A 25,233-nucleotide genomic window follows, 5' to 3' on the forward strand; every position below is an offset into this window, starting at 1 on the left:
GCGACGGCGCCCGCCGCATGGAACTGGCCGTCGACGGCATCACCTGCGCCGCCTGCCTCACCGACATCGAGCGCGGCCTGCGCCGCCTGCCCGGCGTGGTCAGCGCCCGCGTCAACGTCGGCAATCGCCGCACCTCGGTGGTCTTCTCGCCGGACAAGGTGACGCCCGACGCCGTGCTCGACCGCATGACCGCCATCGGCTATCCGGCCCGGCCATTCGATCCGGCGCTGCGCCGTGACAACCGCTCGGCCGAGGCGCGCGAGCTTCTCAAATGCATGGGCGTCGCCGGCTTCGGCGCCATGAACGTCATGCTGATGTCGGTCTCGGTGTGGTCGGGCAACGTCACCGACATCACGCCGGAGACGCGCGACTTCTTCCATCTGATGAGCGCGCTGATCGCCATCCCCACGGTGGCCTACGCCGGCCGGCCGTTCTTCCGCAGCGCCATCGCCGCCATCCGCCGCCGCGCCCTCAACATGGACGTGCCGATCTCCATCGGCGTCTGCCTCGCCATGGGGCTGTCGCTCTACAACACCATGACGCACGCGCTCGAAGCCTATTTCGACAGCGCGCTGATGCTGCTGTTCTTCCTGCTGCTCGGCCGTTTCCTCGACGAGAACATGCGTCGCCGCACCGCCGTCGAGGCCGAAACGCTGGCCACCCTGCGCGCCGATTCGGTGCTGAAGCGCGGCGGCGACGGCGATCTGGTGCGCGTGCCGCTCAGCGCCGTCGAGCCCGGCGACATCGTCGTGGTGCGGCCGGGCGAGCGGGTGCCGGTCGACGGCGAGGTGCTCACGGGCCGCTCCGACGTCGACCGAAGCCTGGTCACCGGCGAGACGCTGCCGGCGGCGGTGGCGCCGGGCGACATGGTGCACGCCGGCACGCTGAACGGCGCCGGCCTGCTGACGGTGGTGGTCACCGCCGCCGTCGAGGGCACGCTGATGGCCGAGATCGAGCGGCTGATCGGCGAGGCGCAGTCGGCGAAATCCGGCACGCTGCGGCTTGCCGACCGCGCCGCCCGCGCCTATGCGCCGGTGGTGCATTCCTCGGCCATCGTCACCGCTGCCGGCTGGCTGATCTACGGCGCCGGCTGGCACACGGCGCTGATCAACGCCATCGCCGTGCTGATCATCACCTGCCCCTGCGCGCTGGCGCTGGCCGTGCCGGCGGTGCAGGTGACGGCGGCCGGCCGCTTCTTCCGCAACGGCATCCTCATCAACGCCGGCGACGCCATCGAGCGGCTGGCCCGCGTCGACACCGTGGTCTTCGACAAGACCGGCACGCTGACCAGCCCCGAGCCGCTACTCGCCAATCGCGACGGCATCGCCGACGATCTGCTGCAACTGGCCGGCCGCCTGGCGCGAGCCAGCCGCCATCCGCTGGCCGAGGCGCTGGCGCGCGCCACCGGCGCGACGGGCGCCATCGACGGCGCCCGCGAGGTGGCGGGCGAGGGCGTCGAGGCCGACGTGGCGGGCCGGCGGCTGCGGCTTGGCTCGATCGCCTTCTGCGGCATTGGCGACGAGGTCGCCGATCCCGTCCGCGCCGCCCATCCCGACGCTTCGCTGATCGCCTTCTCGGACGGCGGCCGGACGGCGGTGTTCGCCTTCGCCCAGCGGCTGAAGACCGACGCCGCAGAGGTCGCCGCGGCGCTCAGGGCGCGGGGGTGCGACCTGATGATCCTCTCCGGCGACCGTGCCGCCGCCGTGGCGACGGTGGCCGAGGCGCTCGGTATTGCCGATTGGCAGGCCGAGGTCGATCCGGCCGGCAAGATCGCCCGGCTCGACGCGCTGAAGGCTGGGGGACGACGGGTGCTGATGGTCGGCGACGGCCTCAACGACGCGCCGTCGCTCGCCGCCGCCCATGTGTCGCTGTCGCCGGTCTCCGCCGCCCATCTGGCGCAGGCCGCCTCCGATGCCGTCTTCCTCGGCGATCGCCTGGCGCCGGTGGTCACCGCCATCGACGTATCGCGCGCCGCCTACCGGCTGATGAAGGAAAACCTCTGGACGGCGGTGGTCTACAACCTGATCGCCGTGCCGATCGCCGTCTTCGGCTATGTGACGCCGCTGATCGCCGCGCTCGCCATGTCCGGCTCGTCGATGATCGTCACGCTCAACGCGCTGCGCCTGCGCCGCATCGCGGCGCCGCCTGCCGTGCGGCCGCCGGCGGCGGTGATCGCGGCGGCGGAGGAAGCAGCATGAGCGTTCTGGTCTACCTGGTGCCGGCGGCGCTTCTCCTCGGCCTGATCGGCCTTGCCGGCTTCATGTGGTCGCTGAAGAGCGGCCAGTATGACGACCTCGAAGGCGCCGCCTGGCGCATCCTTGAGGACGACGACATCGAGGAGCCGGAGGGCGGCGAGAGCGCCCGTGGCCGCGTGCCCGAGGGTGAGGAGCGGCGCAAGGGCTGAGTTTCGGACAGCTTCCAAACGAAAACGGGACCGGCAATGCCGGTCCCGTGTTTATCTCGCGGCGTCGCCCGACCGTCAGCCGCCGGCGGCGGTGAAGATCTGCTGGCGGACGACCTTTTCCACCTCCGGCACGCTCGTCTCGGAGAAGGGCAGGCTGAGCGTCTGCCAGACATCGACCAGGGCGTCGCGCAGATGGTCGATCACCGCGTCGGTGTGGAACGGCGTCGGGGTGATCCTGAGGCGCTCGGTGCCGCGCGGCACGGTCGGATAGTTGATCGGCTGGATGTAGATGCCGTGCTTTTCCAAGAGGATGTCGGTGGCCTTCTTGCAGAGGTCGGGATTGCCGACCAGCACCGGCACGATATGCGTCACCGACGGCATCACCGGCAGGCCGGCGGCGCGCAACACCGCCTTGGTGCGGGCGGCCTGGCGCTGTTGCCCCTCGCGCTCGCTGCAGTTTTCCTTGAGGTGGCGGATCGAGGCGGTGGCGGCGGCGCAGAGGCCGGGCGGCAGCGCCGTCGTGAAGATGAAGCCGGGCGCATAGGAGCGGACGGCATCGACCAGCGACTTCTTGCCAGTGATGTAGCCGCCCATCACGCCGAAGCCCTTGGCGAGCGTACCCTCGATGACGTCGATGCGGTCCATGACGCCGTCGCGCTCGCAGATGCCGGCGCCGCGGTGACCGTACATGCCGACGGCGTGCACTTCGTCGATGTAGGTGAAGGCGTTGTACTTCACGGCGAGGTCGGCAATCTTCTCGATCGGCGCCACGTCGCCGTCCATGGAGTAGACGCTCTCGAAGACGATCAGCTTGGCGCGGTCGGGGCCGGCGGCGGCGAGCAGTTCCTCGAGATGGCCGATATCGTTGTGCCGCCAGATCTGCTTGGAGACGCCGGACGAGCGCACGCCGTGGATCATCGAGGCATGGTTCAGCGCGTCGGAGAGGATCAGGCAGTTGGGCAGCAGCTTGGCGATGGTCGAGATCGCCGCTTCGTTGGAGACGTAGCCGGAGGTGAACACCAGCGCCGCTTCCTTGTGGTGCAGGTCGGCCAGCTCGTGCTCCAGTTCGACCAGCGGATGGTTGGTGCCGGAGATGTTGCGCGTGCCGCCGGCGCCGGCGCCCATCGCCTCGGCGGCCGCGGTCATGGCGCCGATCACCTTCGGGTGCTGGCCCATGCCGAGATAGTCGTTGGAGCACCATACGGTGATCTCGCGCGTCCCGCCGCCCTGATGCCAGAGGGCAGTCGGAAACCGTCCGGCCATCCGCTCCAGTTCGGCGAACACGCGATAGCGCTTCTCGTCCTGCAGGGCCTGGACGGCACTCTCGAACACGGCATCATAGTTCATGATCGATCCAATCCCTCCGACGTCCGTCAGGTCGGCCGTCTTCTCGTGAACGGATCGCCCCACTTCCGGCCGACGGTCCGTCGTCTTTTCACCTACGATAACCTACGCACGTTGCCGCAAGCCGCCCTTGATCACGATCAAACCATAGCCGGTATTGATCAAGGATTTCTTCGAAAGCGCCCCGGCTCTCCCCGATGTTCGCGCGTGGGTCACAGCTTTTTGAACGGGTCCAAAAACCCGACGCATCTGCCTGAATTTAAAGCACGTCATAACCGAGCCATCAAGCGCTTTCCGCAAGCTCCCCATGCGGAATCGACGGTGGCGGCATGCGCCGCCGCCACGCTTGGCTTTTGGTCGAAGCCGCATCCGCCGTCGGTACCCGAACTGCCTAACTGCTTTTTCATCTTTGCCTGCTAGGCAGGAAAGAGCGAAGGAGTATGCCGGTGCAGCTTGATCTGTCATCCCTGACCTTCCTGGTCGTGGAAGATAGCGCCTACATGCGCACGATCCTCAGGACGATGCTGCAAGGCTTCGGCGCGCGCCGCATCGTGGAAGCGGAAGACGGCGCCTCGGGCCTCGAGGCGATGGACCGCGCCAATCCCGATATCCTGATTCTCGACTGGGTGATGCCCATCCTCGACGGCGCCGACATGGTGCGGATGATTCGCGTACCCTCCAATCCCTTCGCCTATATCCCGATCATCATGGTCACCGGCCACACCGAGCGCAGCCGCATCATCGAGGCGCGCCGGCTCGGCATCCACGAATTGCTGTGCAAGCCGATCTCGGCCAAATCGCTCTACCAGCGCATCCAGTCGGTGGTGCTGGCGCCGCGCGACTTCGTCAAGACGCCGACCTACTTCGGCCCGGCGCCGCGCGAGATCCGCAACCGCCAGAATATCTGGCAGGCCAAGCCCGGCGAGAAGGTTGCTTCCTGAACGCCCGCCCCGGACTGCCGCCGCGGCCGCCGCCCCGCCCCGTTGCTTTCCCGCCGAGGCTCCCGAAAGCCGGGCCGACGCACACTCAGGCATGAGGATCACGCGGGTTTCACGCGATCTTTAGATGCCGCCTGCAACCTTTTGTCGATTTTCCGCGTTGTGACAGCGCTGATGACGATCGCCTTTCGCCGGATTTCCCCGTGCCTGGCCCGTCCTTTTGGAGCCCAGCCATGATGCGCATTGCCAGCATCCCCGCCGTTCTTGCCGCCGCCCTGGCGACATTTTCCAGCCCGCTGTCGGCCGCCACCTCCGCTGTGCCGGCGGTGGCGCAACCCACCGCTTCCGTCTGCAGCGTCGGCCTCGGCGCCGGCGACGGCTCACCCGCCTGGTCGGAGATCGACGTCACCGCCAACCGCAGCATCGACCTCGATCTCACCGAGGGCGCCGGAATGACGGTGGCCTGCGGTAGCGCTGCCGCGCCCGGCTTCCAGCCCGCCGCCTCCGGCCTGCCCGGCGCCGTCGCCGACCCCTCGGCCAAGGGCGATTTCGGCTCGCTCTGACGCTGGCTCAGCCGGTCGGCTGCGGGAAGGCGGCATCGAGCCGCTCGAAACGCACGCCCCTCGCCACCATTGCCTTGATGCCGGCGGCGACGCCGGCCCCGGCCGGCCGTTCGGGATGGTTGATGTGGGCGATCACCACGTCGCCGGATTTGGCCGCCGCGAGGCGCCTGGCCACCGTTGCCGCCGGCAGCGAGGCGCCGACGTCGGCGTTGAGTGAATAGCCGGCGATGCGATAGCCGAGCGTGCCGATCAGCGTCAGGGCGTCGCGGCTGTAGCGGGCCGAGGCGTCGCGATACCAGGCCGGCGCGCGCCCGAACGCCTCGGTCACCGCCGCGGCGCCGCCCGCCACCTCTGACGATACCGCGGCGAGCGTTCCGGCCGTCCTGAGACCGAAGACGGTCGGCTGGTCGGTGATCGCCGGCACGTGCTGGTCGCCGTGGTTCTCGATCTGGAACAGGTCGGCGTTGGCGGCAAGCCGCGCCACGGCGGCGGCGTTGCGCTTGAGCCAGCGGCTGGTGACGAAGATGGTGGCCGGCACCCGGTCGGCGATCAGTTCGTCGAGGATGCGGTCGTCGACGGCGCCCGAGCAGGCATCGAAGGTGAGCGCCACGGAGCGGTCGCCGGCCGGCAGCGTCAGCCGCGGCTCGATGTCGCCGGCAACGGCCGGAGTGGCGGCGAGGATGAGAAGGGCGAACAGGCTGTGTCGCATGCGTCGGCTCCGGTCGATCGGGACGGCGAGGGCCTGCACCGCAGCCATGTCGAAATCAAGGCTCTGGTAGCGAGTTTCGCCGGGCATCTGCCATCGACCCGCCCCAATCCCCTGCGCATCACTACGAAATCTTCCTGATCGGATAGCTTGCAATGCCCTTCCTTCCTCCCGCCCTCACGCCGGTTGTCTTCCTGATCGCCTCCAACATCTTCATGACCTTCGCCTGGTACGGTCACCTCAAGTATCCCAACAAGCCGCTGTGGATGGTGATCCTGGTCTCCTGGTTGATCGCCCTCGTCGAATACTGTCTTGCCGTGCCGGCCAACCGCTATGGCTTTCGCGTCTATTCGGCGGCTGAGCTGAAGACCATGCAGGAGGTGATCACGCTGGCCATCTTCATGGTTTTCTCGGCGCTCTACCTGAAGCAGCCGATCACGCTCAATCACGTCGTCGGCTTTGCCTTCATCGCGCTCGGTGCTTTCTTCATCTTCAAGGGGCCGATCCGGTTGTGATCAGCTCGTGGCGTTCTGGCCGGACGCGTTGGCGGCGATCACCGGGTTGCCCGGCGCCAATGTCAGCGCCTCGGCGAACAGCAGCCTGGCCGCCTCGGCGTTGCCGCGCAGCTTCTGCGACCAGGCCATGTTGTTGACCACCTCGCCGCGCCGGCCGGCGATGGCGATCACCTGCGCGTAGGCCTTGTCGGCAACGTCGAAGCGGCCGAGCCGGTCGGAGGCGGCGGCCAGGCCCAGCCAGCCTTCCGCGTCGAGCGGGTCCTTGGCCAGCGCTGCCCGGAAGGTGCGTTCGGCGCCGGTGAAGTCGCCTTGCCGGAAAGCCGCCTTGGCGCGATCGCGCAGCGCCTTCTGCTGGCTGGCGAATTGCGAATACTCCGGCCCGCCGTCGATCAGCCCGTCCTCGAAGGCAGTGCTGCAGGCGCCGAGCGGCAGCGACAGGAGGAGGAGAAACGCGGCGAGGCGGCAATGACGGGTCATGGGGCGTCCCCTGGCTGGATCGTCCGATGCTAGGCCGGCCCGGCATAAGGGGCGGTCAAGGAGACGCGCGCAATTTTATCGAGACGCCGGTTCAGCTGTTGAACTTCACCACCACTGGCCAGATGGCGATGAAAAGCACAACTGGTAGTATGCAGGCGGTGACAGGTACCGACAGCTTGGCCGGCAGCGCGTAGGCTTTCTCCTCGGCGGCGGCGAGGCGCTGGTGGCGCATGTCCTCGGCGAAGACGCGCAGCGCGTCGGAGAGGCTGGAGCCCAGTTCGCGCGACTGCTGCAACAGCGTCGCGAAGGCGCGCACCTCCGGCACGCCGACCCGCTCGGCCAGCGTCTGCAAGGCGAGTTCCATCGGCCGGCCGGCCCGGACTTCGAGGCACAGCACCTGAAGGTTGACGCCGAGCGCCGGGTACATCGGCGCCAGTTCCTGCGTCACCCGTTCGAGGCTGGCTTCCATGGAGAGGCCGGCGTTGGCGCAGACGCCCATCAGGTCCATGAAGTCGGGGAAGGCGATGCGGTTCTGCCGCAGCACCGCCTTGGTGCGGCGATCGACGTAGAAGCTGGGGCCGAGATAGCCGCCGATGGCGGCGATCAGCATGAGCATCAGCAGCGTCGTCGTCGCCGGATGGAAGCCGGAGAGCGCGGTGGCGGCGAGGACGGCGAGCGGCGCCGCGACGCCGCCGGCGAGGCGGGCGAGAAAGAACAGCGCCACGGCGTGCGGCGCGAACAGGCCGGCCTGGATCATCCGCTGCCGGGCGAGCTTCAGCTTGCCGGCGTCGCCGCTCTTGAGGATGTTGTCGGCCTGATCGACGAAGCGGGCGAGCGCCGGCGGCAGCGGAGTGCGGTCCGCCCCGGCAACGGCCGACAGCGGATCGTCCGGCTCCGTGCCGGCTGTCTCGCGCCGCGCCGTCGGCAGATCGACCTTGAGACGGCGCCGCAGACGGCGGCGGCGGGCGAGCGAACCGGCCAGCGCCGCGGCGGCGGCGGCCAGCATGGCCGCGACGGCGCCGAGCGCCAGCAGGCCGGGGCGGTCGGCGATGGAATCCAGGGCGAGGCGGAGGAAATCGGACATCGGAGCCTCAGAAGCGGAAGCTGATCATCTTCTTCATCATCAGGTTGCCCAGCGCCAGCCAGGTGACGGCGCCGACGAGACCCCAGGTGGTCATCGGCTTGCCCCACACCGAGCCGTAATAGTCCGGCGATATGAAGTTGAGCGCGCCGAACAGCAGCACCGGCATGGCGGTGAGGAAGATGGCGGAGATGCGTCCCTCGGCCGAGATCGAGCGGATCTTGCGCCGCATCTTGATGCGCTGGCGGATGACGTCGGTGAGGTTCTGGAGGATTTCCCGGAGGTTGCCGCCGGTGGTCGACTGGATGGAGACGGCGGTGACGAACAGCGGCAGGTCCTCCTGCCCGACGCGCGCCTGCATGTTGCAGAGCGCCGTGACGAGGTCGGCGCCATAGGTCACCTCGTCGGCCATCATGCCGAATTCGGTGCCGATCGGGTCGGCCATCTCGCGCGCCACCATGGCCATGGCGACGGGCACCGGATGGCCGGCCTTGAGGCTGCGGACGATCAGCTCGATCGCCTCGGGAAATTGCAGGGCGAATTTTGCCTGCCGACGGCCGCGCCGGACGCGCAGCGCCATCACCGGCAGCACCAGGCCGCCGACCGGCAGGGCCAGCGCCGTCTTGAGCGGATCGTGGTCGGTGAAGTTGAAGACCAGGCCGGCGAGGATAAGGCCGCTCGCCGCGAACAGCAGCAGCAGCTTGGGCAGGCCGATGGTGATGCCGCACTGGACGATCAGCCGGCCGAGCCAGGCGAGGCGGCGCGGCATGCCGCCGGAGGCGGTGAGACCGCGCTCGCGGCGCAAGAGCACCATCACCTCCTGCCGGTTGGCATCGGGCGGCGACACCTTGAGGCGGCGGTTGACCGCCTTGCTGTTGGCGCCGGCATTCACCGTCAGCAGATACACCGCCTCGGCGAGGAAGGCGGCGGCGAAGCCGGCGAAGGCGTAGAAGAGGTGCATCTCGTTCATGGGCGCCTCAGGCGAGCGGCTTGGTGGGGTCGAAATAGGCGCCGGGCACGGTGATGCCCTTGGCGATCAGGTCGTCGAGGAAGCGCGGCCGTATGCCGGTCGCCCGGAATTCGCCGACCACCGTGCCGTCGGCCTCGGTGCGCAGGCGGTTGAAGCGGAAGATCTCCTGCATCTGGATGATGTCGCCCTCCATGCCGGTGATCTCGGAGATCGAGGTGACGCGGCGCTTGCCGTCGGAGAGGCGGGTGAGCTGGACGATCAGCCGGATGGCCGAGGCGATCTGCGAGCGGATCGAGGCGACGGTCATCGGCATGCCGGTCATGCCGAGCATCTGTTCGAGGCGGGAGATGGCGTCGCGCGGCGTGTTGGCGTGGATGGTGGCCATCGAACCCTCGTGGCCGGTGTTCATGGCTTGCAGCATGTCGAAGGCTTCCTCGCCGCGGCACTCGCCGAGGATGACGCGGTCGGGCCGCATGCGCAGGGCGTTCTTGACGAGGTCGCGCTGGCGGATCTCGCCGTGGCCCTCGGTGTTGGCCGGCCGGGTCTCCATGCGGGCGACGTGCGGCTGCTGCAGTTGCAGCTCGGCGGCGTCCTCGATGGTGATCAGCCGCTCGTCCGGCGAGATGAAGGCCGAGAGCGCGTTGAGCATGGTGGTCTTGCCGGTGCCGGTGCCGCCGGAGATCAGCGTCGTCACGCGGGCGTTGACGGCGGCGGCCAGGAGTTCGCCCATCGGTTTGCCCAGCGCGCCGACGTCGATCAGCCGGTCGAGCGACAGCTTCTTCTTGGCGAACTTGCGGATCGAGACCAGCGGCCCGTCGACGGCGATCGGCCGGATCGCCGCGTTGAAGCGCGAGCCGTCGAGCATGCGGGCGTCGCAGGTCGGGTGGCTCTCGTCGATGCGGCGGCCGACCGCGGCGACGATCTTGTTGATGATCCTGAGGAGATGCGCCTCGTCCTTGAACGGGATGTTGACCGGTTCGAGCTTGCCGAAGCGCTCGACGAAGCAGTTCTGGTGGCCGTTGATCAGGATGTCGTTGATGGAGGGGTCGCGCATCACCGCTTCGAGCGGCCCGAGGCCCATCATCTCGTCGTAGACCGAGGTGACGAACTCGCCGAACTCCTGCTCGTTGAGGGCCAGCCGCTCCTCGGCGGCAAAGGCGCTGACCTGGCCGTAGAGTTCGCGCATCACCGCGTCGGGCGACAGCTTTTCGAGCTGGGAGAGGTTCATCTCCTCGATCAGCTTCTTGTGCAGCTTGTCCTTGGCGGCGATCAGCTTCTCGTTGACCGGCTTGGGCAGCGGCAGCGGCTCCATCTCGCGCAGCGGCGCCACCTGGATCAGCGGCGCCGGCGGCCGCTCGGCCGGCGACGGTGGCGGCGCCTCGCCCACCGTGAGGGCCAGGAAGCGGTTACGCATGGCGCTTCGCCTCCTTGGCAACCGGCGGGCCGGAGCGCTTCAGGCGGGAGAGAAGCGCCTTGAGCGGCGCCGTCCACGCCGGCGCGGCGAGATCGGCCGGGTCGGCGAGGATCGCCTTGAGATCGGCGATCACCCGCGAGTTGGGAGCGACCTCGCCGAGCGGCCGGCCCTGGTCCAGCGCCTCGCGCACCGCCTTGTAGTCATTGGCGACCGCGCCGGCGAAGGCGTCGCCGAACAGCGCCTTGACCTCGGCCAGCGATACGCTGGGGCTGCCCTTGGCGTCGACGCGGTTGACGACGACGCCGAAGCGGGCGTCCTTGTCGAGCCGTTCGCGCACCGCATGGGCGAGCCGCTGCGCCTGACGCAGTGCCGGCACCGTCATCTCGGTGGTCAGGAACACGTGGTCGGAGCCTTGCAGCACGGCGTCGGTCCACGGGAACCAGGTGCGCGGCAGGTCGATCACCACGTTGTCGAAATGGGCGGCGACGAGATCGAGCAGGCGGCCGACGAGGTCCGGCCGGTAGCTGCGCATCTCCCAGGGGCAGGGCGGCGCCGACACGATGGCGAGGCCCGACTTGTGCCGGCTCAGCATGACGTCGAGCAGCTTGCGGTCGAGCCGGTCGGGCCGGTTCTCGATCTCGGCGATGTCGAAATGCGGCTCGATGTCGAAATACTCGGCGCAGGAGCCGTGCTGGAGGTTGAGGTCGACGACGCAGGTGGTCTGGTGGCGCCGCGCCGCCGCCTCGTGCAGCAGCGCCGCCGATTGCAGCGCCAGCGTGGTGTTGCCGACGCCGCCGGCCGCCGGCAGGAAGGCGTAGATGCGCGAATCCGGGCCGGAATCGTCGCCCTTGCCGAGCCGGGCGACGGCGTGGGCGAGGTCGGAGGGCGCCACCGGCTTCAGCAGGAAATCCTGTAGCTTGAGACGCAGGAAGCCGCGCGCCACCTCGGCGTCGAACACGCCGGTGACGGCGAGGAAGCGCACCTGCGGTCCGGCCTCGCGGTAGAGTTCGGAGAGGCCGGCCACCGGCCCGTCGGGAAAGGCGTCGAGGTCGGGCACGACGAGGCCGCAGGCGGGGTCGGCGAGTTCGCCGGAAAGCTTGTCGGGCGTCCGGACCTTGAGATCACTGATGCCGGCCCCGGACGCCCTCAGCGCCTCGGCCACCATGGCGGCGAAATCCTTGTCGGCGGTGACGACGACGACGGTGCCGAAGCTGATCGGGGAAGCGGCCATGGGATCACCGGGTCGGCAGGTCGAGGATGTAGCCGCCGGTCGAGGAGCCGTTGGCGGCGACATAGGCGGCGGCGTCGGGCGGCACCTCGGCGTTGCCGCGGGCGAAGACGTCGAGGTCGCTGCCCGGCAGCGCCCGGTCGAACGGCGTGGCGATGGTGCTGCCGGCGCCGAGCGGATCGACGATATGCGGCGTCACGATGATCACCAGATCGGTTTCCGCGCGCTTGTAGGCGGTGGAGCGGAACAGGTTGCCGAGCACCGGCACCGAGCCGAGCCAGGGCACCCGGCTGTTGGACACCGAGCGCGAACTGGTCAGAAGGCCGGCGATGACGAAGCTCTGGCCGTCGCGCAGCTCCAGCGTCGAATCCGAGCGGCGCACCTTGACGCCGGGAATGGTGATGCCGTTGATGGTGACCGCCGCGCTGTAGTCGATCTCGCTCACCTCGGGCTTGATGTTGAGGTGGATCAGGCCGTTGGGCACCACGGTCGGCGTGAAGTCGAGGCCGACGCCGAACTTCTTGAACGCAACGGTGACCGTCTTGTCGTCGCTGGCCACCGGCACCGGGAATTCGCCGCCGGCCAGGAAGCTCGACGTCTGGCCGGACAAGGCGACGAGGTTGGGCTCGGCCAGCGAGCGGGCGAGGCCGCGCGCTTCCAGCGCCTGCACCACCATATCGACCGAAAGGCCGCCGCTCAGGATCTGGCTGACGATCTCGCCGAACGGCGTCGAGCCCGACAGAAGCTTCGACGAGCCGACGCCGACGGCGATGCCGTCGCTCTGCGCCGTCCAGCCGAGGCCGAGTTCGCGGTTGGCCGAGCGCGTCGCTTCGAGGAAGCGCACCTTGAGCTGCACCTGCTTGCCACCGCCGATGTCGACGGTGTTGACGACGTTGTCGCCGCCGAATTCCTTGGCGATGGCGCCGGCCTCGTCGATGGTCTTCTGGTCGGCCGCGGTGCCCGACAACAGGATCGAGCCGTTGGCCGAGGAGACGTCGACGCGGGCGTCCGGCAGCTTGCGCTCCAGCGCCGCCTGCAAGCGGTCGGTGTGCAGCGCGACCTCGAAATCGGCGGCGCCGACCACGTTGCGCTCCTTGTCGAACAGCACGATGCCGGTGACGCCGCCCTTGGAGCCGAGCACCATGAACGACTTGTCGGTCAGCGGCCAGGCGTCGGCCAGCGCCGGGTCGCCGACCACGATCTCCGAGAAGGCGGCCGTGGTCTCGATCATCTGCGGCACGCCCTTGGCGATCGAGAACGACTGGCCGGAGGTGGCCGAGGTCATGCGGATGGGACGGGCGGCGTCGGCCGGCAGGGCGAGGAGGACGAGGGGCAGGAGGAGCGCCGCGAGACGGAGGCCGGCGCGCATCAGGGATATCATTGCGGCTCTCCGGGAGCGGGAGCGGAGGTGAGGGGGGCGGCGGCGGCGAACGGCCCCGAAGCGGAGAATTGGGGCGGCATGGAGGGCTCGGGCACCCGGCGGCTGGGGCCGCCGTTGCGGGTCGGCACGGAATACTGGGTCAATTCGGTCGCTCGCCGCACCCACACCGTGGCGTCGGCGGCCGGGGCGGCGGCTGCGGCGGCCGGGACGGCTTCGGCGCTCGCCGTCTGCCGCGCCGTGGTGAGGTCGGCGATGCCGATCGGCCGGAAGGCGGCGGCCCGCACCTCGCCGGCCCGCCGCAGCACCAGCGACAGGCTGCCGACGCTCTGGGCCAGCACCAGCTTCTGCGCCGCTTCCGGCGACGCCTCGACGGTGACGGTATGCGCCAGCACCGGCTCGGCGGCCTTCTCGTCGGCCATCTGGTCGATGGAGAGGATGCGCACGTCCTGCAAGATCACCTCGGCGACTTCGGCGGTGGTCAGCACCACGTCGACCCGGTCGCCGGGCAGCACCAGGCCGCCGACGCCGGCGACGTCGTTGACGCGCAAGGTCACGGCGCGGTTGCCGTCGGAGATCAGGCGGGAGAGGGCGGCCCGCTCGCCGGGGCCGGTCAGCTTGGCGGCCAGCAGCGGTTCGCCCGGCTCCAGCGGGAACAGCACGGCGCGATCGCCGTCCTTGAACAATTGGTCGGTGGTGGAGAAGGCGCCGGGCGGCAGGTCGCCGGCCGGCCAGGGGATTTCCTTGACGGCGCCCCGGTCGAGCATGGCGCCGAAGCGTAAGGGCTCGGTCGCCACCACCAGCGTCGCGAAGCTCACCGCCGGCCGCTCCGCCTCGATCTCGCGCAGGCGGGCGGCCGAGGCGGCGTCGAGCCAGCGGCCTCCCGCCCAGACGGCACCGCCGCCGCAGACGAGCGCAAGCACGATCATCACCTTGAAATTGGCACGCATTGGACCACCCTTCGGAACCGATCGGCAAACTAGCAGAACGGCAATAAGGGGCGGTTCAAGCCGCGCGTGGCTTTTCTGCAATCATCTCAACGTCCGGTTAACCATACCGACGCCGTTTCCCGGCCGGTTCGGCTTGCGGGGCGGCGGAGAGCGGACTAAGCCGGTAAGGAGCGGTTCACCACGGGATGGAGGAAAACGTGTCGGCTTCCGGGGACGTTTCGGTCGCGGCGAGCGGCGGCGTGCTGACCATCGACGTCGGCGCCGTGGTCGCCAACTGGCAGAGCCTTTCGGCTCGCGTCGCGCCGGCCCGCTCAGCCGCCGTGGTCAAGGCCGACGCCTATGGCCTCGGCGCCGCGCCGCTGGTCGGGCCGCTTTATCGGGCCGGCTGTCGCGACTTTTTCGTGGTGACGCTGTCGGAGGCGGAGGCGCTCAGGCCGCTGTTGCCGGCGGACGCCACGCTCTACGTGCTGAACGGGCTGATGCCGGGCACGGCACCGGCCTTTGCCGGCCACGGCATCCTGCCGGTGCTGAATTCGCTGTCCCAGTGCCGCGCCTGGGCCGAGGCCAGGCGGGGCAGCCTGCCGGCGGTGATCCAGGTCGACACGGGCATGTCGCGCCTCGGTCTCGACGTCGCCGAACAGCAGGCGCTCGCCGCCGAGCCGGACCTTCTGGCCATGACCGGCGCGCGGCTGATCATGAGCCATCTCGCCTGCGCCGATGAACCCGACAAGCCGGGAAACGGCGAGCAGCTATCCGCCTTCCGGGCGGCCCGTGAGCGGCTGCCGGGGTTTGCCGGCTCGCTCGCCGCCTCGAGCGGCATCTTCCTCGGGCCGGACTATCACTTCGACCTCTGCCGGCCCGGCGCCTCGCTCTACGGCATCGAGACCAGTCCGCTCGCCGCGGGTATCCGCCCGGTGGTGAGCCTCAGGGTGCGCGTCGCGCAACTCAGAGAGATCGAGACCGGCACGGCGGTCGGCTACGGCTACAGCTTCCGGGCCAGCCGGACGATGCGCCTTGCGACGCTGGCCACCGGCTATGCCGACGGCTGGTGGCGGCGCCTGTCGAACGGCGCCGGCGCCGCCTTCTCCGGCGACACCCGCCTGCCGTCGGTGGGGCGCGTCTCCATGGACAGCTTCTCGGTCGACGTCAGCGCGCTGCCGGAGGGGGCGCTCGCGGAGGGCGACCTCGTCGAGCTGATCGGCCCGCACCAGAGCGTCGACGACCTGGCGCGGGCGGCCGGCACCATCGGCTACGAGGTGCTGACCTCGCTCGGCCGCCGCTACAGCCGCGTCTACGCCTGAGCGCGCCTCAGGCGAGGATCTTGACCACCACCTTGCGCACCTTCTCCGGCAGGCCGGCGATGCAGCCGGGCCGATGGATGTCGGTCGGGTAGAACACGGCGTAGGCGCCGGTGCCGAGGATGAGGTCGCTCTCGTCGGCCACCGAGGCGAAGAACTGCACGTCGCGGCTGTCGAAGAAATTCTCCTCGACCGGGTTGTCGCCGCTGAGCGGCGCGTAGCCGATCGCCTCGCGGCCGCGCGCCACATACTGGATGTCGATGTAGCGGGCGTGCGATTCCGGCCGCTTCTCGGCCTTCGGCACGGTGTCGTAATCCTGGATCAACGCGAACATGCGGTCGCCGTCGATGTCGACGCGGCCGGCCGGCAGGCTGTTGATGTCGGTGCCGGCGAGGAAGCGCAGGCCGCGACGGATGTCGTCGGGCAGGCGGGCGGCGTCGCGATCGAGCGTGGCGATATGGCTGAGGTACATGGGGCGGCCTCCTTGGCGGGCGTTCACCGCGCCACTGTGATCACACGTCGGCCGTCGATTTCAAGCACGTCGCCGTCGACGCGGAACACCTCGGACAACAGCCGTTGGTCGATCACCTCGGCCGGCGGGCCGTCGCCGGCCACCCGGCCGTTCTTCAGCACGACGACGCGGTCGGCGTAGGTGGCGGCGACGTTGAGGTCGTGCAGCACGATCACCACGGTTTTGCCCGGCTGTTCGCCCATGCGGCGGAAGAGGCGCATCAGGGCGACGGCGTGGTGGATGTCGAGGTTGTTGAGCGGCTCGTCGAACAGCGCATAGTCGGCGTCCTGGGCGAGCGTCATGGCGACGAAGGCCCGCTGCCGCTGGCCGCCGGACAACTGGTCGAGGAAGCGGTCGGCCTCGGCCGTCAGCCCGACGAAGGCGATCGCCTCCGCCACCCGGTCGGCGTCGTCGCGGTTCGGCCGGCCGCGATTGTGCGGGAAGCGGCCGAAGGCGATAAGGTCGCGCACCGTCAGCCGGGCGACGACGTGGTTCTCCTGCCGCATCACCGAAAGACGGCGGGCGAGTTCGCGGCCGGGCGTCGTAGCGACGTCGAGATCATCGATGCGGACGCGGCCGGCATCCGCCTTGATCAGGCGGCCGACGATCGACAGCAGCGTCGACTTGCCGGCGCCGTTGGGGCCGACGATGGCCACCACGCCGCCGGCCGGGATGGTCAGGCTGACGTCGTCGACGACGGCGGCATCGCCATAGCGTTTGCTGACCCTGTCGATCTCGATCATCGCCGACCGGTCCTGAACAGGATGAGGAGGAAGGTGACGCCGCCGACGAAGTCGATGACGATGGAAAGGGCGGTGCCGAAGCCGAGCAGCCGTTCGAGCAGCATCTGTCCGCCGGTGAGCGTGATGACGGCGAGACCGACCGCCACCGGCAGCACGTCGGCATGGCGGGCCGACGGCACCAGAAGATAGGCGAGGTTGGCGACCAAGAGGCCGAAGAAGGTGGTCGGTCCGACCAGCGCCGTCGAGGCCGACACCAGGATGGCGACGAGGGCGAAGACCAGGGTGGAAAGCCGCGCCGCGTCGACGCCGAGGCCGGTCGCCCCGTCGCGGCCGAGCGTCAGCACGTCGAGTTCGGCAAGGCGCGGCAGGAGCATCGCCGTCACGGCGAGCGACATGAGGGCGGCGACGCCGATCAGCGCGGGATCGACGACGTTGAAGGAGGCGAAGGTACGCCCTTGCAGCACCAGGAAATCGTTGGGGTCCATGACACGCTGGAGAAAGCTGGAAAGACTGCGGAACAGCGCGCCGAACAACAGGCCGGCCAGCACCACCAGCGGCAGGTTGCGGCCCTCGCCCCGGAACAGCAGGCGGAACAGCAGGCCGGAGAGGCCGACCATGGCGAGGCATTCGCCGGCAAACAGCAGGCGAGGGTCGATCGCCCCGGCGCCAGCGCCGCCGAGCGCCGCCACCAGCGTGGTCTGCAACAGCAGGAACAGCGCGTCGAAGCCCATCACCGCCGGCGTCAGGATGCGGTTGCCGGTCAGCGTCTGGAACAGCACCGTCGACAGGGCGATGGCATAGGCGACGGTGATCAGCGCGGCGAGGCGGATGCCGCGATGGGCGAGCACGAAGCTCCAGGGGCCGCGCGCCCCCACCGTCATGAAGGCGGCGGCCGACAGCAGGGCGAGGAGGAGGACGATTCCCGTCGTGAGGCGGACGGCGCGGGCGCGGTCAGGCGGCATGGCGGCGTCCGAAGATCAGCATCAGGAAGCCCAGGCTGCCGACCACGCCCATGATGGTGCCGACCGGGATCTCGTAAGGCGCGATGATCAGGCGCCCGGCGACGTCCGAGGCGAGCACCAGCAGGCCGCCGCCGGCCGCCACGACGGGCAGCGTCTTGCGGAGGTCGTCGCCGAGAACGAGGCTGACGACGTTCGGGACGATCAGCCCGACGAAGGGCACGGCGCCGACCGTCACCACCACGGCGGCGGTGACCACCGAGACGATGGCGAGACCGAAGACAACGAGGCGGCGGTAGTCGAGGCCGACGCCGGTCGCCACCGCCTCGCCCATGCCGAGGATGGTGAAGCGGGCGGCGGTGGCATAGGCGGCGGCGACGAGGGCGGCGATCACCCACAGGAACTCGTAGCGGCCGCGCAGCACGATGGAGAAGTCGCCGCTGCCGAAGGCGCCCATCGACTGCATGAGGTCGAAGCGATAGGCGAGGAAGCCGGTGGCGGCGTCGAAGATGCCGCCGAGCATGATGCCGATCAGCGGCACCATCAGCGCCGAGCCGAGCGGCAGCCGGCCGACCAGCGTCAGGAACAGCGCCGAGCCGGCGAGCGCCACCCCGGCGGCCACCGTCATGCGAACGACCACCGGCGCGCCGGGCATGAAGAGCAGCGTCAGCAGAATGCCGAGGCCGGCCGATTCCACCGTGCCGGCGGTCGACGGCTCGACGAAGCGGTTGCGGGCGATCATCTGCATCAGGATGCCGGAAACGGCGAGGCCGGCGCCGGCGAGCAGCAGCGCGAGAGTACGCGGCACGCGGCTCGCCAGCAGCACCAGCCCGCCGTCGCCGTCACCTGCGAGAACGTCGGACCAGGTGTAGCCGCCACCGATGACGAGGCTAGCGGCGACGAGCGGCACGGCTGTCGCCACGACGGCGGCGATGGCCAGCGGACGCGACGGCGCGCTCATCACTCGGCCGCCTCGCGGAACGGCACCGCCTGCCGGCGGCGGAGTTTCGGTGGCACGCCATAGGCTTTCTTGAAGGCGGTCGCGAAGCTCGACGGCGCCGAGTAGCCGGCGATGAAGGCGGCGCAGGCGATGCTGACGCCCCGGTTGTCGAGCGCCTCGCGCGCGGCGTCGAGCCGGCGGCGGCGCACGAAGTCGAACACCGTCATGCCGTAGAGTTCCTTGAAGCAGCGCTGCACAACGCTGACCGAGGCGCCGACCGACTGCGCGACGGCGTCGATGGTCAGCGGCTCGTTGAGGTGGTCGAGCAGGAAGACGCGGATGCGCTCGCCGAGCAGCGACTGGGCCGGCCGCGGCAGCTCGTTCTCCGGCCGCCGGAGCGCCAGCGTCCGGAGCGTCAGGCAGATCAGGTCGAAGGCGCGGGCGCGGCGGTAGAGCGGCAGCGCCTCGCGCGGCACCCAGGCCGGCGGCTCGGCGGCAAGGCGGGCGAGGCGGACGCTCTCCTCGTCGAGCCGCCAGAGGTGGCTGTTGCCGTGACCGGCGAGGAAAGTGGCGAGCGCGTCGCCGTGGGCGGCGCCCTGGAGATCGAGCGCCGACGCCCAGTCGCTCGGCGCGGTGATCATCAGCTTGCCCATCCGGTCTTCCGACCAGGCGATCTGGGCAAGGCGCGCGGGGCGGGTCAGCGTCAGGGCGAGCGCCACCGGGCCGCCGTCGGCCGAGACGTCGAAGCGCCGGCCATCGATCTCGAAGCGCTGCCAGCCGCGAAGGTAGACGAACAGGCGGAAGCCCGGCCGGATCTCCCGCAGGGGTCGCGGGCCGGCCGCAACCGGCGCCAACCGGCAGGCGAGCGAGATGCCGTCGTGATCCGATGCTGACAGTTCCATGACGCTCCCATGCCACCCGTGCGGCCGCCCGGCAACGGTCGGGAAGGCCCCGGCTGTTTACGAAAAAGAAACCGCCGTTTGCGCTGAAGCCCCCGATGTCGACAGCCTCCAGCCCCCTTGTTTATATACATGACAAAACCAGTCAAGTTTAAGGGAAATCACTTATGCAATTGAGAATCATTTGCATAAGTGTGAACGGGGTGGGCGTAAATGGTTGAGAAGAGCGCATTTTCAGATGATGTCCGGCGGTTTCCCAGCGGCGTGATGCTGCGCGCAGCGCTGATGGCGACGGTCTGTCTCCTCGCCGCCGGCGGCGCACAGGCCCAGTCGGCGGACGACGCCACGGCGATCGAGCCGATCGTCGTCCAGGGCTCCGGCGAGGCCGGCGACGGCCCGGTGAAGGGCTATGTCGCCAGGCGCTCGAAGACCGCAACCAAGACCGACGTGCCGCTCGACAGGACGCCGCAGTCGGTGTCCGTGGTCACCGCCGACCAGATGGCCGACCAGGGAGTCAAGTCGGTGGCCGAGGCGCTGCGCTACACGCCCGGCCTGTTCGCCGAATACCGCGGCGCCTCCAACCTCCACGACGAGACCTTCCTGCGCGGCTACTACTACGCGCCGCGCTTCCTCGACGGCCTGCTGTTCGGCTCCAACTCGCTCGGCCAGGTCGATCCCTATCTCCTGGAGCGCGTCGAGGTGCTGAAGGGGCCGTCGTCGGTGCTCTACGGCGAGGCGCGGCCGGGCGGTCTGATCAACCTCGTCAGCAAGCGGCCGACCGGCGAGACGGCGCGCGAGGTGCAGGCCACCGTCGGCAGCGACAACCGCGTCGAGGCGGCCTTCGACGTCATGGACAGGCTGCCGGGCAGCGACACGCTGTCCTATCGTCTGGTCGGCAAGGCGGCGCGCGTCGACACGCAGGAGGACGGGCTCGACACCAAGCGCTTCGCCATCGCGCCGTCGGTGATGTGGCAGCCGGACGACCAGACCAAGGTCACCGTCCACGCCTTCTATCAGAACGAGCCGGACGCCGGTTTCCGGAACTTCCGCGAGGCCAAGGGCACGCTCTACCCCACCGCCTACGGCTATGTGCCGCGCGATTTCCTGATCTCCGATCCCCACGTCCAGAAGTCGGAGCGCCAGCAGGCGTCGATCGGCTATCAGGCCGAGCACCGCTTCGACAACGGCATCACGCTGCGCCAGAACGCCCGCCTCACCGACATCGACACCGCCTACACCACGCTGACCTGGGGCGCCCTGCAAGCCGACGGCAAGACCATCACCCGCACCGGTTCCGGCGGCACCGAGGACATGCTGCAATTCGTCATCGACAACAGCGCCGAGGCCAGGCTTTCGACCGGCCCGCTGGAGCACACGCTGGTCGGCGGCGTCGACTACCGCTATTCGGTGGTGGATTACGCCTGGGGCTACGACTACACGGTACCGTCGATCGACTGGACCAATCCGGTCTACAACGTCACCAGCCTCAACCTCTCCTCCGGCCGCACCGATACGAAGACCAGGGCGTCGCAGGTCGGCGTCTACCTCCAGGACCAGATCGAGGTCGGCCGGCTGAACCTGCTGTTCGGCGGCCGCCACGACTGGGCCACCACCGACATCGACAACAACCTCTTGGGCACCACCACCAGCTTCGATTCCTCGGCCGCCACCGGCCGGGCCGGCGCCGTCTACGACCTCGGCTGGGGCCTCAAGCCCTATGTCAGCATCGCCACCTCCTTCGAGCCGGTGCTGACGGCGGCGCCGGCCGGCTCCGATCCGTTCGACCCGTCGACGGCGATCCAGTATGAGGCCGGTCTGCGCTTCTCGCCCGAGGGGTCCGGCTTCGACCTCAGCGCCGCCGTCTACCAGCTCACCCAGCAGAACGTCCTCTACCGCGAGACCAGCGCCAGCCCCTGGCAGCAGACCGGCGAGATCCGCACCCGCGGCTTCGAGCTGGAGGGCAAGGCGGCGATCACCGACAGCTTCAGCCTGATCGCCGCCTACAGCTACACCGACCAGGAGGTGACGCAGTCGGCTCAGGCCAACATCCTTGGCAAGACGCCGGCCCGCATCCCGCTCAATCAGGCGTCGATCTGGGGCAAGTACGAGTTCGATGACGGCCCGCTGGCCGGCCTCGGCCTCGGTCTCGGCCTGCGCTACATCGGCGAGAGCTGGGGCGACGCCACCAACACCTTCAAGGTGCCCGACACGCTGCTGCTCGACGCCTCGCTGTCCTACGACTTCGGCGCGCTCGACAAGGATTTCGAGAACGTGTCGTTGCAGGTGAACGCCACCAACCTCACCGACGAGTTCTACACCGCCTCCTGCGCCAGCGCCTACGCCTGCTTCGTCGGCGGCGGCCGCACCGTCACCGCCACGCTGAAATACAAGTGGTGAGGCGGATGCGAAGCAGCCTGAAGGCCATGCACGCCCTGGCTTTTCTCCTCCTCTCCGGCGGCGCCTCCGCCGGGGAGGACCTCGTGCCGGGCACGCCGGTTGCCGTCGAGACGGCGGGCGAGGCCGTGACGCTGCCGTTTGCGGCGGCGCCGGGCGACTACCTGCGCGGCCGGCTCGACGTGACGGCCGGCAGCTTCGACCTCGACCTTGTCGATGCCGACGGCACGCCCTGGCGGCACCTCCTCGACGGGGTCGGCCTCTCCGGCGACTTCCAGTTCGTTGCCGGCGACACGCCGGCCGCCTTCCGCCTGCTGCCCGGCCCGGACGGTGGCGCCGGCCGCCTGACGCTCACCCTGCGCCTGCCGCTCGCCGAGCAGAGGCCGCCGGAAACCCGCTACGACAGCCCGGCTATCGCCGGAGTGGCGGCAACCGTCGCCGCCGGCGGCTCGACCGACGCCTTCTGGCGGAGCGTTGCCGCAACCGGCACGCCGCTGATCGAGCGCGCGGACGACGGCGAGACGCTGCTCACCTTCCTCTATCGCGGCGCGGCGCGGAACGTCCGTCTGGTCGGCGCGCCTTCGGGCGACCACGAATGGCTCGACCGGCTCGGCGCCTCCGACGTCTGGTTCAAGAGCTTCCGCGTGCCGGCCGACACGCGCCTGTCCTACCAGCTCGCGCCCGACGTGCCGGACCTGCTCGGCACGCCGCGCGAGCGGCGGGTGGCGCTGCTCGCCACGGCAGAGGCCGATCCGCTCAACCGAGCGCCCTGGCCGGCCGACGCGCCCGACCGCTTCAACATGAAGTCGACGCTGACGCTGCCCGGCGCACCAATCCAGCCGGGCATGGAGAACGCGGCGCTGCCGAAGGGCAGCTTCACCCGTTTCCGCTTCGCCTCCGGGCGGCTCGGCAACACGCGCGACATCGCGATCTACAAGACCGCCGGCTTCGACGCCGCCGACCCCGCCGCCCTGATGCTGATCGTCTTCGACGGCCGCGCCTACCAGCGCGAGGTGCCGACGCCGTCGATCCTCGACGCGCTGGTCGCCGACGGCCGTCTGCCGCCAGCGCTCGCCGTCTTCGTCGACAATCCTGATCCGGCGGCGCGGTCGCGCGAGCTGCCCGACAACCCGGATTTCGCCGCCGTCCTCGCCGACGACCTGTTGCCGGACATCCGCGCGCGCACCGGCTTTGCGCCGCCACCGGCGCGCACGGCGCTGGCCGGCTCGTCCTACGGCGGCCTCGCGACGCTGAACGTGGCGCTGCGGCGGCCCGACGCCTTCGGCAACGCGCTGTCGCTGTCCGGCTCGTTCTGGTGGAGCCCGCCCGGCACGCCGGCCGATACCGCCAACCTCGTCGCCCGCCGCGTCGCCACCACGGAACGGCAGCCGGTACGCGTCTTCCTGTCGGCCGGCCTGTTCGAGCGCGAGCATGGCGGCGCCGACGGCATCCTTGAAACCAGCCGCCACCTCCGCGACGTGCTGACGGCGCGCGGCTACGACGTCACCGTCCGCGAATACGCCGGCGGCCACGACTATTTCGTCTGGCGGGGCGCGCTCGCCGACGGCCTCCTTGCGCTGTTCGGCCGCCCGCCGGCCCTGAGGGATAAGCCATGACCGGAACCTTCCGCCTCCTCCTCGCCCCCGTCCTGCTGCTTGCCGGCCTCGCGACGGCCGGCGCCGTCGAGATCACCGACGCGCAAGGGACGCGCGATCTGCCGGACCGACCCGAGACCGTCGTCGTCTTCGATCTCGCTGCCCTCGACACGCTCGACGCGCTGGGCGTCGCCGTGAAGGGCGTGCCCGACTGGGCGATGACCAGCGACCTCGAAAAATACCGCGGCGACGGTTACGCCAAGGTCGGCTCGCTTTTCGAGCCGGACTTCGAGGCAGTGGCCGCCCTTGAACCCGACCTGATCATCGTCGGCGGCCGCAGCCAGAAGCATTTCGCCGCCTTGTCGGAGATTGCGCCGGTGCTCGATCTGACGCCCGACAATGCCGACTTCCGCGGCTCGGTGAAGCGCAATGCCGAGGCGATCGGCACGCTGTTCGGCAAGGAGGCGGAGGTGGCCGAGCGGCTTCAGAGGCTCGACGCCACCACCGCCCGTCTCCGGCAGATGACCGCCGGGGCGGGCAGGGGCCTTGTGGTGCTGACCACCGGCGGCAAGATCAGCGCCTACGGCCCCGGCTCGCGCTTCTCGGAGGTCCACGACCTCTACGGCCTCGCCGCCGCCGACCCGACCATCGAGGCCGCCACCCACGGCCAGGTGATCTCCTGGGAATACATCCTGAAGGTCAATCCCGACTGGCTGATCGTCATCGACCGCGACGCCGCCATCGGCAAGGCCGAGACGCCGGCCCGCGCCCTGCTCGACAATGAACTGATCAACCGCACCCGCGCTGCTCAGGCCGGTCACATCGTCTACCTCGATCCGGTCGCCATGTATCTGACCAGCTCCGGCCTGCGCGCCGAGCAGTCGATCGCTGACAGCTTCGTCGCTGCCTTCGAGCGGCCGTGATCCCCCTCCCGCCTCGGACCCTTGCCATGATCCGCTTGCGTCTCCTGCCGGCCGCTCTCCTGTTGCTCGCCACGCCGTCCTTCGCCCAATCGTCCTCTCCTTCCGGCGGCACCTTTTCCCTTGAGCTGAACCGGCTGGACGGCTTTGACGGCGGTTGCCGCGTGACGCTGGTGGAGAACAACGGCACCTCCTCGGCCTTCGCCTCGCTGAAGCTGGACCTGGTGGTGTTCGGCGGCGACGGCATCGTCGGGAAGCGGGTCGGCGTCGAGGCGGGGCCGCTGAAGGCCGGCCGCACGTCGGTCCGCACCTTCGATCTCAAGGGCCTTGCCTGCGACGGCGTCGGCCGCCTGCTGATCAACGACGTGCTGTCCTGCGAGGCGGAGGGGTTCGCCACTGATGCCGCCGATGTCCCCGGCGCCTGCCTCGACGCGCTGGAGCCGCGCTCGCGCGTCTCGGCCGCCTTCGACAAGTGAGGGCCGGATGAACCCCGATCCGGTCGCCGCCACCGCCGCCGTCGCCGCGCTGCCGCACGACCTCACCCCGCTCGGCATGTTCATGGCCGCCGATCTCGTCGTAAAGGCGGTGATGGCCGGCCTGCTGCTGGCCTCGCTCGTCACCTGGATCATCCTGTTCGGCAAGGTGGCGGAACTCGCCGCCCTCGGCCGGGCCGCCCGGCGCGGCGTGGCGGCTGTGGCGAGGGAGCCCGGCATCGCCGGCCTCGCCCGCCGGCCCCGGCTGCCGCGACCGCTCGCCCTGATGCTCGGCGAGATCGGCGAGGAGATCGCCCAGACCGGCATCGGTCCCGGCGCCGCCCCGGCCTCCGGCCTGGTCGAGCGGGTGCGCTCGCGCCTTGCCCGCCTGGAGGCGGCCGCCTCCCGTCGCGCCATGGCCGGCACCGGCCTTCTCGCCACCATCGGCTCCACCGCCCCGTTCATCGGCCTGTTCGGCACCGTCTGGGGCATCATGAACGCCTTCGTCGGCATCTCCGAAAGCCAGACCACCA

At 69.8% G+C, this 25,233-nt stretch carries 25 protein-coding genes; 11 read left to right on the forward strand and 14 right to left on the reverse strand.

Translation table 11 applies throughout. The features are described from left to right. The first annotated feature begins 17 nt into the window (after positions 1-17). Both H512_RS22135 and ccoS read left to right on the forward strand, forming a co-directional pair. The gene (locus H512_RS22135) at positions 18-2,198 is read left to right on the forward strand and encodes a heavy metal translocating P-type ATPase (RefSeq protein ID WP_084798254.1); all 2,181 of its coding nucleotides are present in this window, start codon (positions 18-20) and stop codon (positions 2,196-2,198) included. Beyond that, positions 2,195-2,404, forward strand: coding sequence for a cbb3-type cytochrome oxidase assembly protein CcoS (gene ccoS, locus H512_RS0101645; protein ID WP_026782045.1), 210 nt, complete (start codon positions 2,195-2,197; stop codon positions 2,402-2,404). The genes H512_RS22135 and ccoS overlap by 4 nt, the downstream gene beginning before the upstream one ends. A 75-nt stretch (positions 2,405-2,479) precedes the next feature. On the opposite strand, the gene hemA is transcribed toward ccoS, so the two are convergent. After that, the gene (gene hemA, locus H512_RS0101650; protein ID WP_026782046.1) at positions 2,480-3,751 is read right to left on the reverse strand and encodes a 5-aminolevulinate synthase; all 1,272 of its coding nucleotides are present in this window, start codon (positions 3,749-3,751) and stop codon (positions 2,480-2,482) included. 437 nt (positions 3,752-4,188) lie between these two features. Between hemA and H512_RS0101655 the strand changes: the two genes are divergently transcribed. Together H512_RS0101655 and H512_RS0101660 are read left to right on the forward strand one after the other, a co-directional pair. Then, positions 4,189-4,689 (forward strand): response regulator, encoded by a 501-nt coding sequence (locus H512_RS0101655; RefSeq protein ID WP_026782047.1) that lies wholly within the window; start codon positions 4,189-4,191, stop codon positions 4,687-4,689. A gap of 230 nt (positions 4,690-4,919) precedes the next feature. Further along, entirely contained in the window at positions 4,920-5,249 is a 330-nt protein-coding gene (locus tag H512_RS0101660) for a hypothetical protein (RefSeq protein WP_026782048.1), read from the forward strand. 7 nt (positions 5,250-5,256) lie between these two features. Here H512_RS0101660 and H512_RS0101665 read toward each other — a convergent pair whose 3' ends face one another. After that, complete coding sequence (locus H512_RS0101665) at positions 5,257-6,045, reverse strand: polysaccharide deacetylase family protein (RefSeq protein ID WP_245585329.1); 789 nt, start codon at positions 6,043-6,045, stop codon at positions 5,257-5,259. A gap of 65 nt (positions 6,046-6,110) precedes the next feature. Here H512_RS0101665 and H512_RS0101670 point away from each other — a divergent pair, with 65 nt between their 5' ends. Beyond that, positions 6,111-6,470, forward strand: a complete 360-nt coding sequence (locus H512_RS0101670) for a DMT family protein (RefSeq protein ID WP_026782050.1) — start codon at positions 6,111-6,113, stop codon at positions 6,468-6,470. Here H512_RS0101670 and H512_RS22140 read toward each other — a convergent pair whose 3' ends face one another. The 7 genes from H512_RS22140 to cpaB all read right to left on the reverse strand — a co-directional run bounded on the left by H512_RS22140 (position 6,471) and on the right by cpaB (position 13,968). Then, positions 6,471-6,947, reverse strand: a complete 477-nt coding sequence (locus H512_RS22140; RefSeq protein WP_053239469.1) for a tetratricopeptide repeat protein — start codon at positions 6,945-6,947, stop codon at positions 6,471-6,473. 91 nt (positions 6,948-7,038) lie between these two features. Continuing rightward, positions 7,039-8,031 (reverse strand): type II secretion system F family protein, encoded by a 993-nt coding sequence (locus tag H512_RS22145; protein ID WP_053239470.1) that lies wholly within the window; start codon positions 8,029-8,031, stop codon positions 7,039-7,041. 7 nt (positions 8,032-8,038) lie between these two features. After that, positions 8,039-8,998, reverse strand: a complete 960-nt coding sequence (locus tag H512_RS0101685; RefSeq protein WP_026782051.1) for a type II secretion system F family protein — start codon at positions 8,996-8,998, stop codon at positions 8,039-8,041. A 7-nt stretch (positions 8,999-9,005) separates the two neighbouring features. After that, on the reverse strand, positions 9,006-10,412 hold the full coding sequence (locus tag H512_RS22150) for a TadA family conjugal transfer-associated ATPase (protein WP_036789429.1): 1,407 nt from the start codon (positions 10,410-10,412) through the stop codon (positions 9,006-9,008). After that, entirely contained in the window at positions 10,405-11,643 is a 1,239-nt protein-coding gene (locus H512_RS22155) for a CpaE/TadZ family protein (protein ID WP_053239471.1), read from the reverse strand. The genes H512_RS22150 and H512_RS22155 overlap by 8 nt, the downstream gene beginning before the upstream one ends. Before the next feature lie 4 nt (positions 11,644-11,647). Then, positions 11,648-13,021, reverse strand: a complete 1,374-nt coding sequence (locus H512_RS0101700) for a type II and III secretion system protein family protein (protein WP_026782052.1) — start codon at positions 13,019-13,021, stop codon at positions 11,648-11,650. Next, the gene (gene cpaB, locus H512_RS22160; RefSeq protein WP_053239472.1) at positions 13,018-13,968 is read right to left on the reverse strand and encodes a Flp pilus assembly protein CpaB; all 951 of its coding nucleotides are present in this window, start codon (positions 13,966-13,968) and stop codon (positions 13,018-13,020) included. Before cpaB ends, H512_RS0101700 begins: the two co-directional genes overlap by 4 nt. A gap of 185 nt (positions 13,969-14,153) precedes the next feature. Here cpaB and alr point away from each other — a divergent pair, with 185 nt between their 5' ends. Then, positions 14,154-15,269, forward strand: a complete 1,116-nt coding sequence (gene alr / locus H512_RS0101710; RefSeq protein WP_036789431.1) for an alanine racemase — start codon at positions 14,154-14,156, stop codon at positions 15,267-15,269. A gap of 7 nt (positions 15,270-15,276) precedes the next feature. On the opposite strand, the gene H512_RS0101715 is transcribed toward alr, so the two are convergent. The 5 genes from H512_RS0101715 to H512_RS22165 are packed head-to-tail and all read right to left on the reverse strand — an operon-like array spanning position 15,277 to position 19,321. After that, positions 15,277-15,738 (reverse strand): NanQ anomerase/TabA/YiaL family protein, encoded by a 462-nt coding sequence (locus H512_RS0101715; RefSeq protein ID WP_026782054.1) that lies wholly within the window; start codon positions 15,736-15,738, stop codon positions 15,277-15,279. A 23-nt stretch (positions 15,739-15,761) separates the two neighbouring features. Continuing rightward, positions 15,762-16,520, reverse strand: a complete 759-nt coding sequence (locus tag H512_RS0101720) for an iron ABC transporter ATP-binding protein (RefSeq protein ID WP_026782055.1) — start codon at positions 16,518-16,520, stop codon at positions 15,762-15,764. Beyond that, a complete protein-coding gene (locus tag H512_RS0101725; protein ID WP_026782056.1) occupies positions 16,517-17,482 on the reverse strand; it encodes an iron chelate uptake ABC transporter family permease subunit in 966 nt (321 codons plus the stop codon). Before H512_RS0101725 ends, H512_RS0101720 begins: the two co-directional genes overlap by 4 nt. Then, positions 17,472-18,440: an ABC transporter permease gene (locus tag H512_RS0101730; RefSeq protein ID WP_036789434.1), complete on the reverse strand. Its 969-nt coding sequence runs from the start codon at positions 18,438-18,440 to the stop codon at positions 17,472-17,474. The genes H512_RS0101725 and H512_RS0101730 overlap by 11 nt, the downstream gene beginning before the upstream one ends. Continuing rightward, entirely contained in the window at positions 18,440-19,321 is an 882-nt protein-coding gene (locus tag H512_RS22165; protein ID WP_053239473.1) for a helix-turn-helix transcriptional regulator, read from the reverse strand. Before H512_RS22165 ends, H512_RS0101730 begins: the two co-directional genes overlap by 1 nt. Positions 19,322-19,585: 264 nt before the next feature. Here H512_RS22165 and H512_RS0101740 point away from each other — a divergent pair, with 264 nt between their 5' ends. From H512_RS0101740 to H512_RS27730, 5 genes are all read left to right on the forward strand, one after another. Then, complete coding sequence (locus H512_RS0101740) at positions 19,586-21,715, forward strand: TonB-dependent siderophore receptor (RefSeq protein WP_053239474.1); 2,130 nt, start codon at positions 19,586-19,588, stop codon at positions 21,713-21,715. Between the two features lie 5 nt (positions 21,716-21,720). Then, the gene (gene fes / locus H512_RS0101745) at positions 21,721-23,328 is read left to right on the forward strand and encodes an enterochelin esterase (protein WP_026782059.1); all 1,608 of its coding nucleotides are present in this window, start codon (positions 21,721-21,723) and stop codon (positions 23,326-23,328) included. Next, positions 23,325-24,230 carry a siderophore ABC transporter substrate-binding protein gene (locus H512_RS0101750; protein WP_026782060.1) on the forward strand — a complete coding sequence of 302 codons (906 nt, stop codon included), beginning with the start codon at positions 23,325-23,327 and terminating at the stop codon, positions 24,228-24,230. Before fes ends, H512_RS0101750 begins: the two co-directional genes overlap by 4 nt. A gap of 26 nt (positions 24,231-24,256) precedes the next feature. Next, on the forward strand, positions 24,257-24,703 hold the full coding sequence (locus H512_RS0101755; protein ID WP_026782061.1) for a hypothetical protein: 447 nt from the start codon (positions 24,257-24,259) through the stop codon (positions 24,701-24,703). Between the two features lie 7 nt (positions 24,704-24,710). Beyond that, the coding region (locus H512_RS27730) for a MotA/TolQ/ExbB proton channel family protein (RefSeq protein ID WP_281170311.1) at positions 24,711-25,233 on the forward strand (523 nt) is incomplete at its 3' end.

This window comes from Pleomorphomonas koreensis DSM 23070 (assembly GCF_000425185.1).
Taxonomy (GTDB): Bacteria; Pseudomonadota; Alphaproteobacteria; order Rhizobiales; family Pleomorphomonadaceae; genus Pleomorphomonas; species Pleomorphomonas koreensis.

Excerpts from the sequence above, each read along its gene's own strand:
- H512_RS0101740 (WP_053239474.1), top strand. The coding sequence starts at position 19,586 with ATGCTGCGCGCAGCGCTGATGGCGACGGTCTGTCTCCTCGCCGCCGGC.
- H512_RS22135 (WP_084798254.1), top strand. The coding sequence starts at position 18 with ATGGAACTGGCCGTCGACGGCATCACCTGCGCCGCCTGCCTCACCGAC.
- hemA (WP_026782046.1), bottom strand. The coding sequence starts at position 3,751 with ATGAACTATGATGCCGTGTTCGAGAGTGCCGTCCAGGCCCTGCAGGAC.
- H512_RS0101665 (WP_245585329.1), bottom strand. The coding sequence starts at position 6,045 with ATGCCCGGCGAAACTCGCTACCAGAGCCTTGATTTCGACATGGCTGCG.
- fes (WP_026782059.1), top strand. The coding sequence starts at position 21,721 with ATGCGAAGCAGCCTGAAGGCCATGCACGCCCTGGCTTTTCTCCTCCTC.
- H512_RS0101700 (WP_026782052.1), bottom strand. The coding sequence starts at position 13,021 with ATGATATCCCTGATGCGCGCCGGCCTCCGTCTCGCGGCGCTCCTCCTG.
- H512_RS0101715 (WP_026782054.1), bottom strand. The coding sequence starts at position 15,738 with ATGTACCTCAGCCATATCGCCACGCTCGATCGCGACGCCGCCCGCCTG.
- H512_RS0101755 (WP_026782061.1), top strand. The coding sequence starts at position 24,257 with ATGATCCGCTTGCGTCTCCTGCCGGCCGCTCTCCTGTTGCTCGCCACG.
- H512_RS0101730 (WP_036789434.1), bottom strand. The coding sequence starts at position 18,440 with ATGAGCGCGCCGTCGCGTCCGCTGGCCATCGCCGCCGTCGTGGCGACA.
- H512_RS0101750 (WP_026782060.1), top strand. The coding sequence starts at position 23,325 with ATGACCGGAACCTTCCGCCTCCTCCTCGCCCCCGTCCTGCTGCTTGCC.
- ccoS (WP_026782045.1), top strand. The coding sequence starts at position 2,195 with ATGAGCGTTCTGGTCTACCTGGTGCCGGCGGCGCTTCTCCTCGGCCTG.
- H512_RS22145 (WP_053239470.1), bottom strand. The coding sequence starts at position 8,031 with ATGTCCGATTTCCTCCGCCTCGCCCTGGATTCCATCGCCGACCGCCCC.
- H512_RS22150 (WP_036789429.1), bottom strand. The coding sequence starts at position 10,412 with ATGCGTAACCGCTTCCTGGCCCTCACGGTGGGCGAGGCGCCGCCACCG.
- H512_RS0101660 (WP_026782048.1), top strand. The coding sequence starts at position 4,920 with ATGATGCGCATTGCCAGCATCCCCGCCGTTCTTGCCGCCGCCCTGGCG.
- H512_RS22165 (WP_053239473.1), bottom strand. The coding sequence starts at position 19,321 with ATGGAACTGTCAGCATCGGATCACGACGGCATCTCGCTCGCCTGCCGG.
- cpaB (WP_053239472.1), bottom strand. The coding sequence starts at position 13,968 with ATGCGTGCCAATTTCAAGGTGATGATCGTGCTTGCGCTCGTCTGCGGC.
- H512_RS22140 (WP_053239469.1), bottom strand. The coding sequence starts at position 6,947 with ATGACCCGTCATTGCCGCCTCGCCGCGTTTCTCCTCCTCCTGTCGCTG.
- H512_RS0101725 (WP_026782056.1), bottom strand. The coding sequence starts at position 17,482 with ATGCCGCCTGACCGCGCCCGCGCCGTCCGCCTCACGACGGGAATCGTC.
- H512_RS0101655 (WP_026782047.1), top strand. The coding sequence starts at position 4,189 with ATGCCGGTGCAGCTTGATCTGTCATCCCTGACCTTCCTGGTCGTGGAA.
- alr (WP_036789431.1), top strand. The coding sequence starts at position 14,154 with ATGGAGGAAAACGTGTCGGCTTCCGGGGACGTTTCGGTCGCGGCGAGC.
- H512_RS22155 (WP_053239471.1), bottom strand. The coding sequence starts at position 11,643 with ATGGCCGCTTCCCCGATCAGCTTCGGCACCGTCGTCGTCGTCACCGCC.
- H512_RS0101670 (WP_026782050.1), top strand. The coding sequence starts at position 6,111 with ATGCCCTTCCTTCCTCCCGCCCTCACGCCGGTTGTCTTCCTGATCGCC.
- H512_RS0101720 (WP_026782055.1), bottom strand. The coding sequence starts at position 16,520 with ATGATCGAGATCGACAGGGTCAGCAAACGCTATGGCGATGCCGCCGTC.
- H512_RS0101685 (WP_026782051.1), bottom strand. The coding sequence starts at position 8,998 with ATGAACGAGATGCACCTCTTCTACGCCTTCGCCGGCTTCGCCGCCGCC.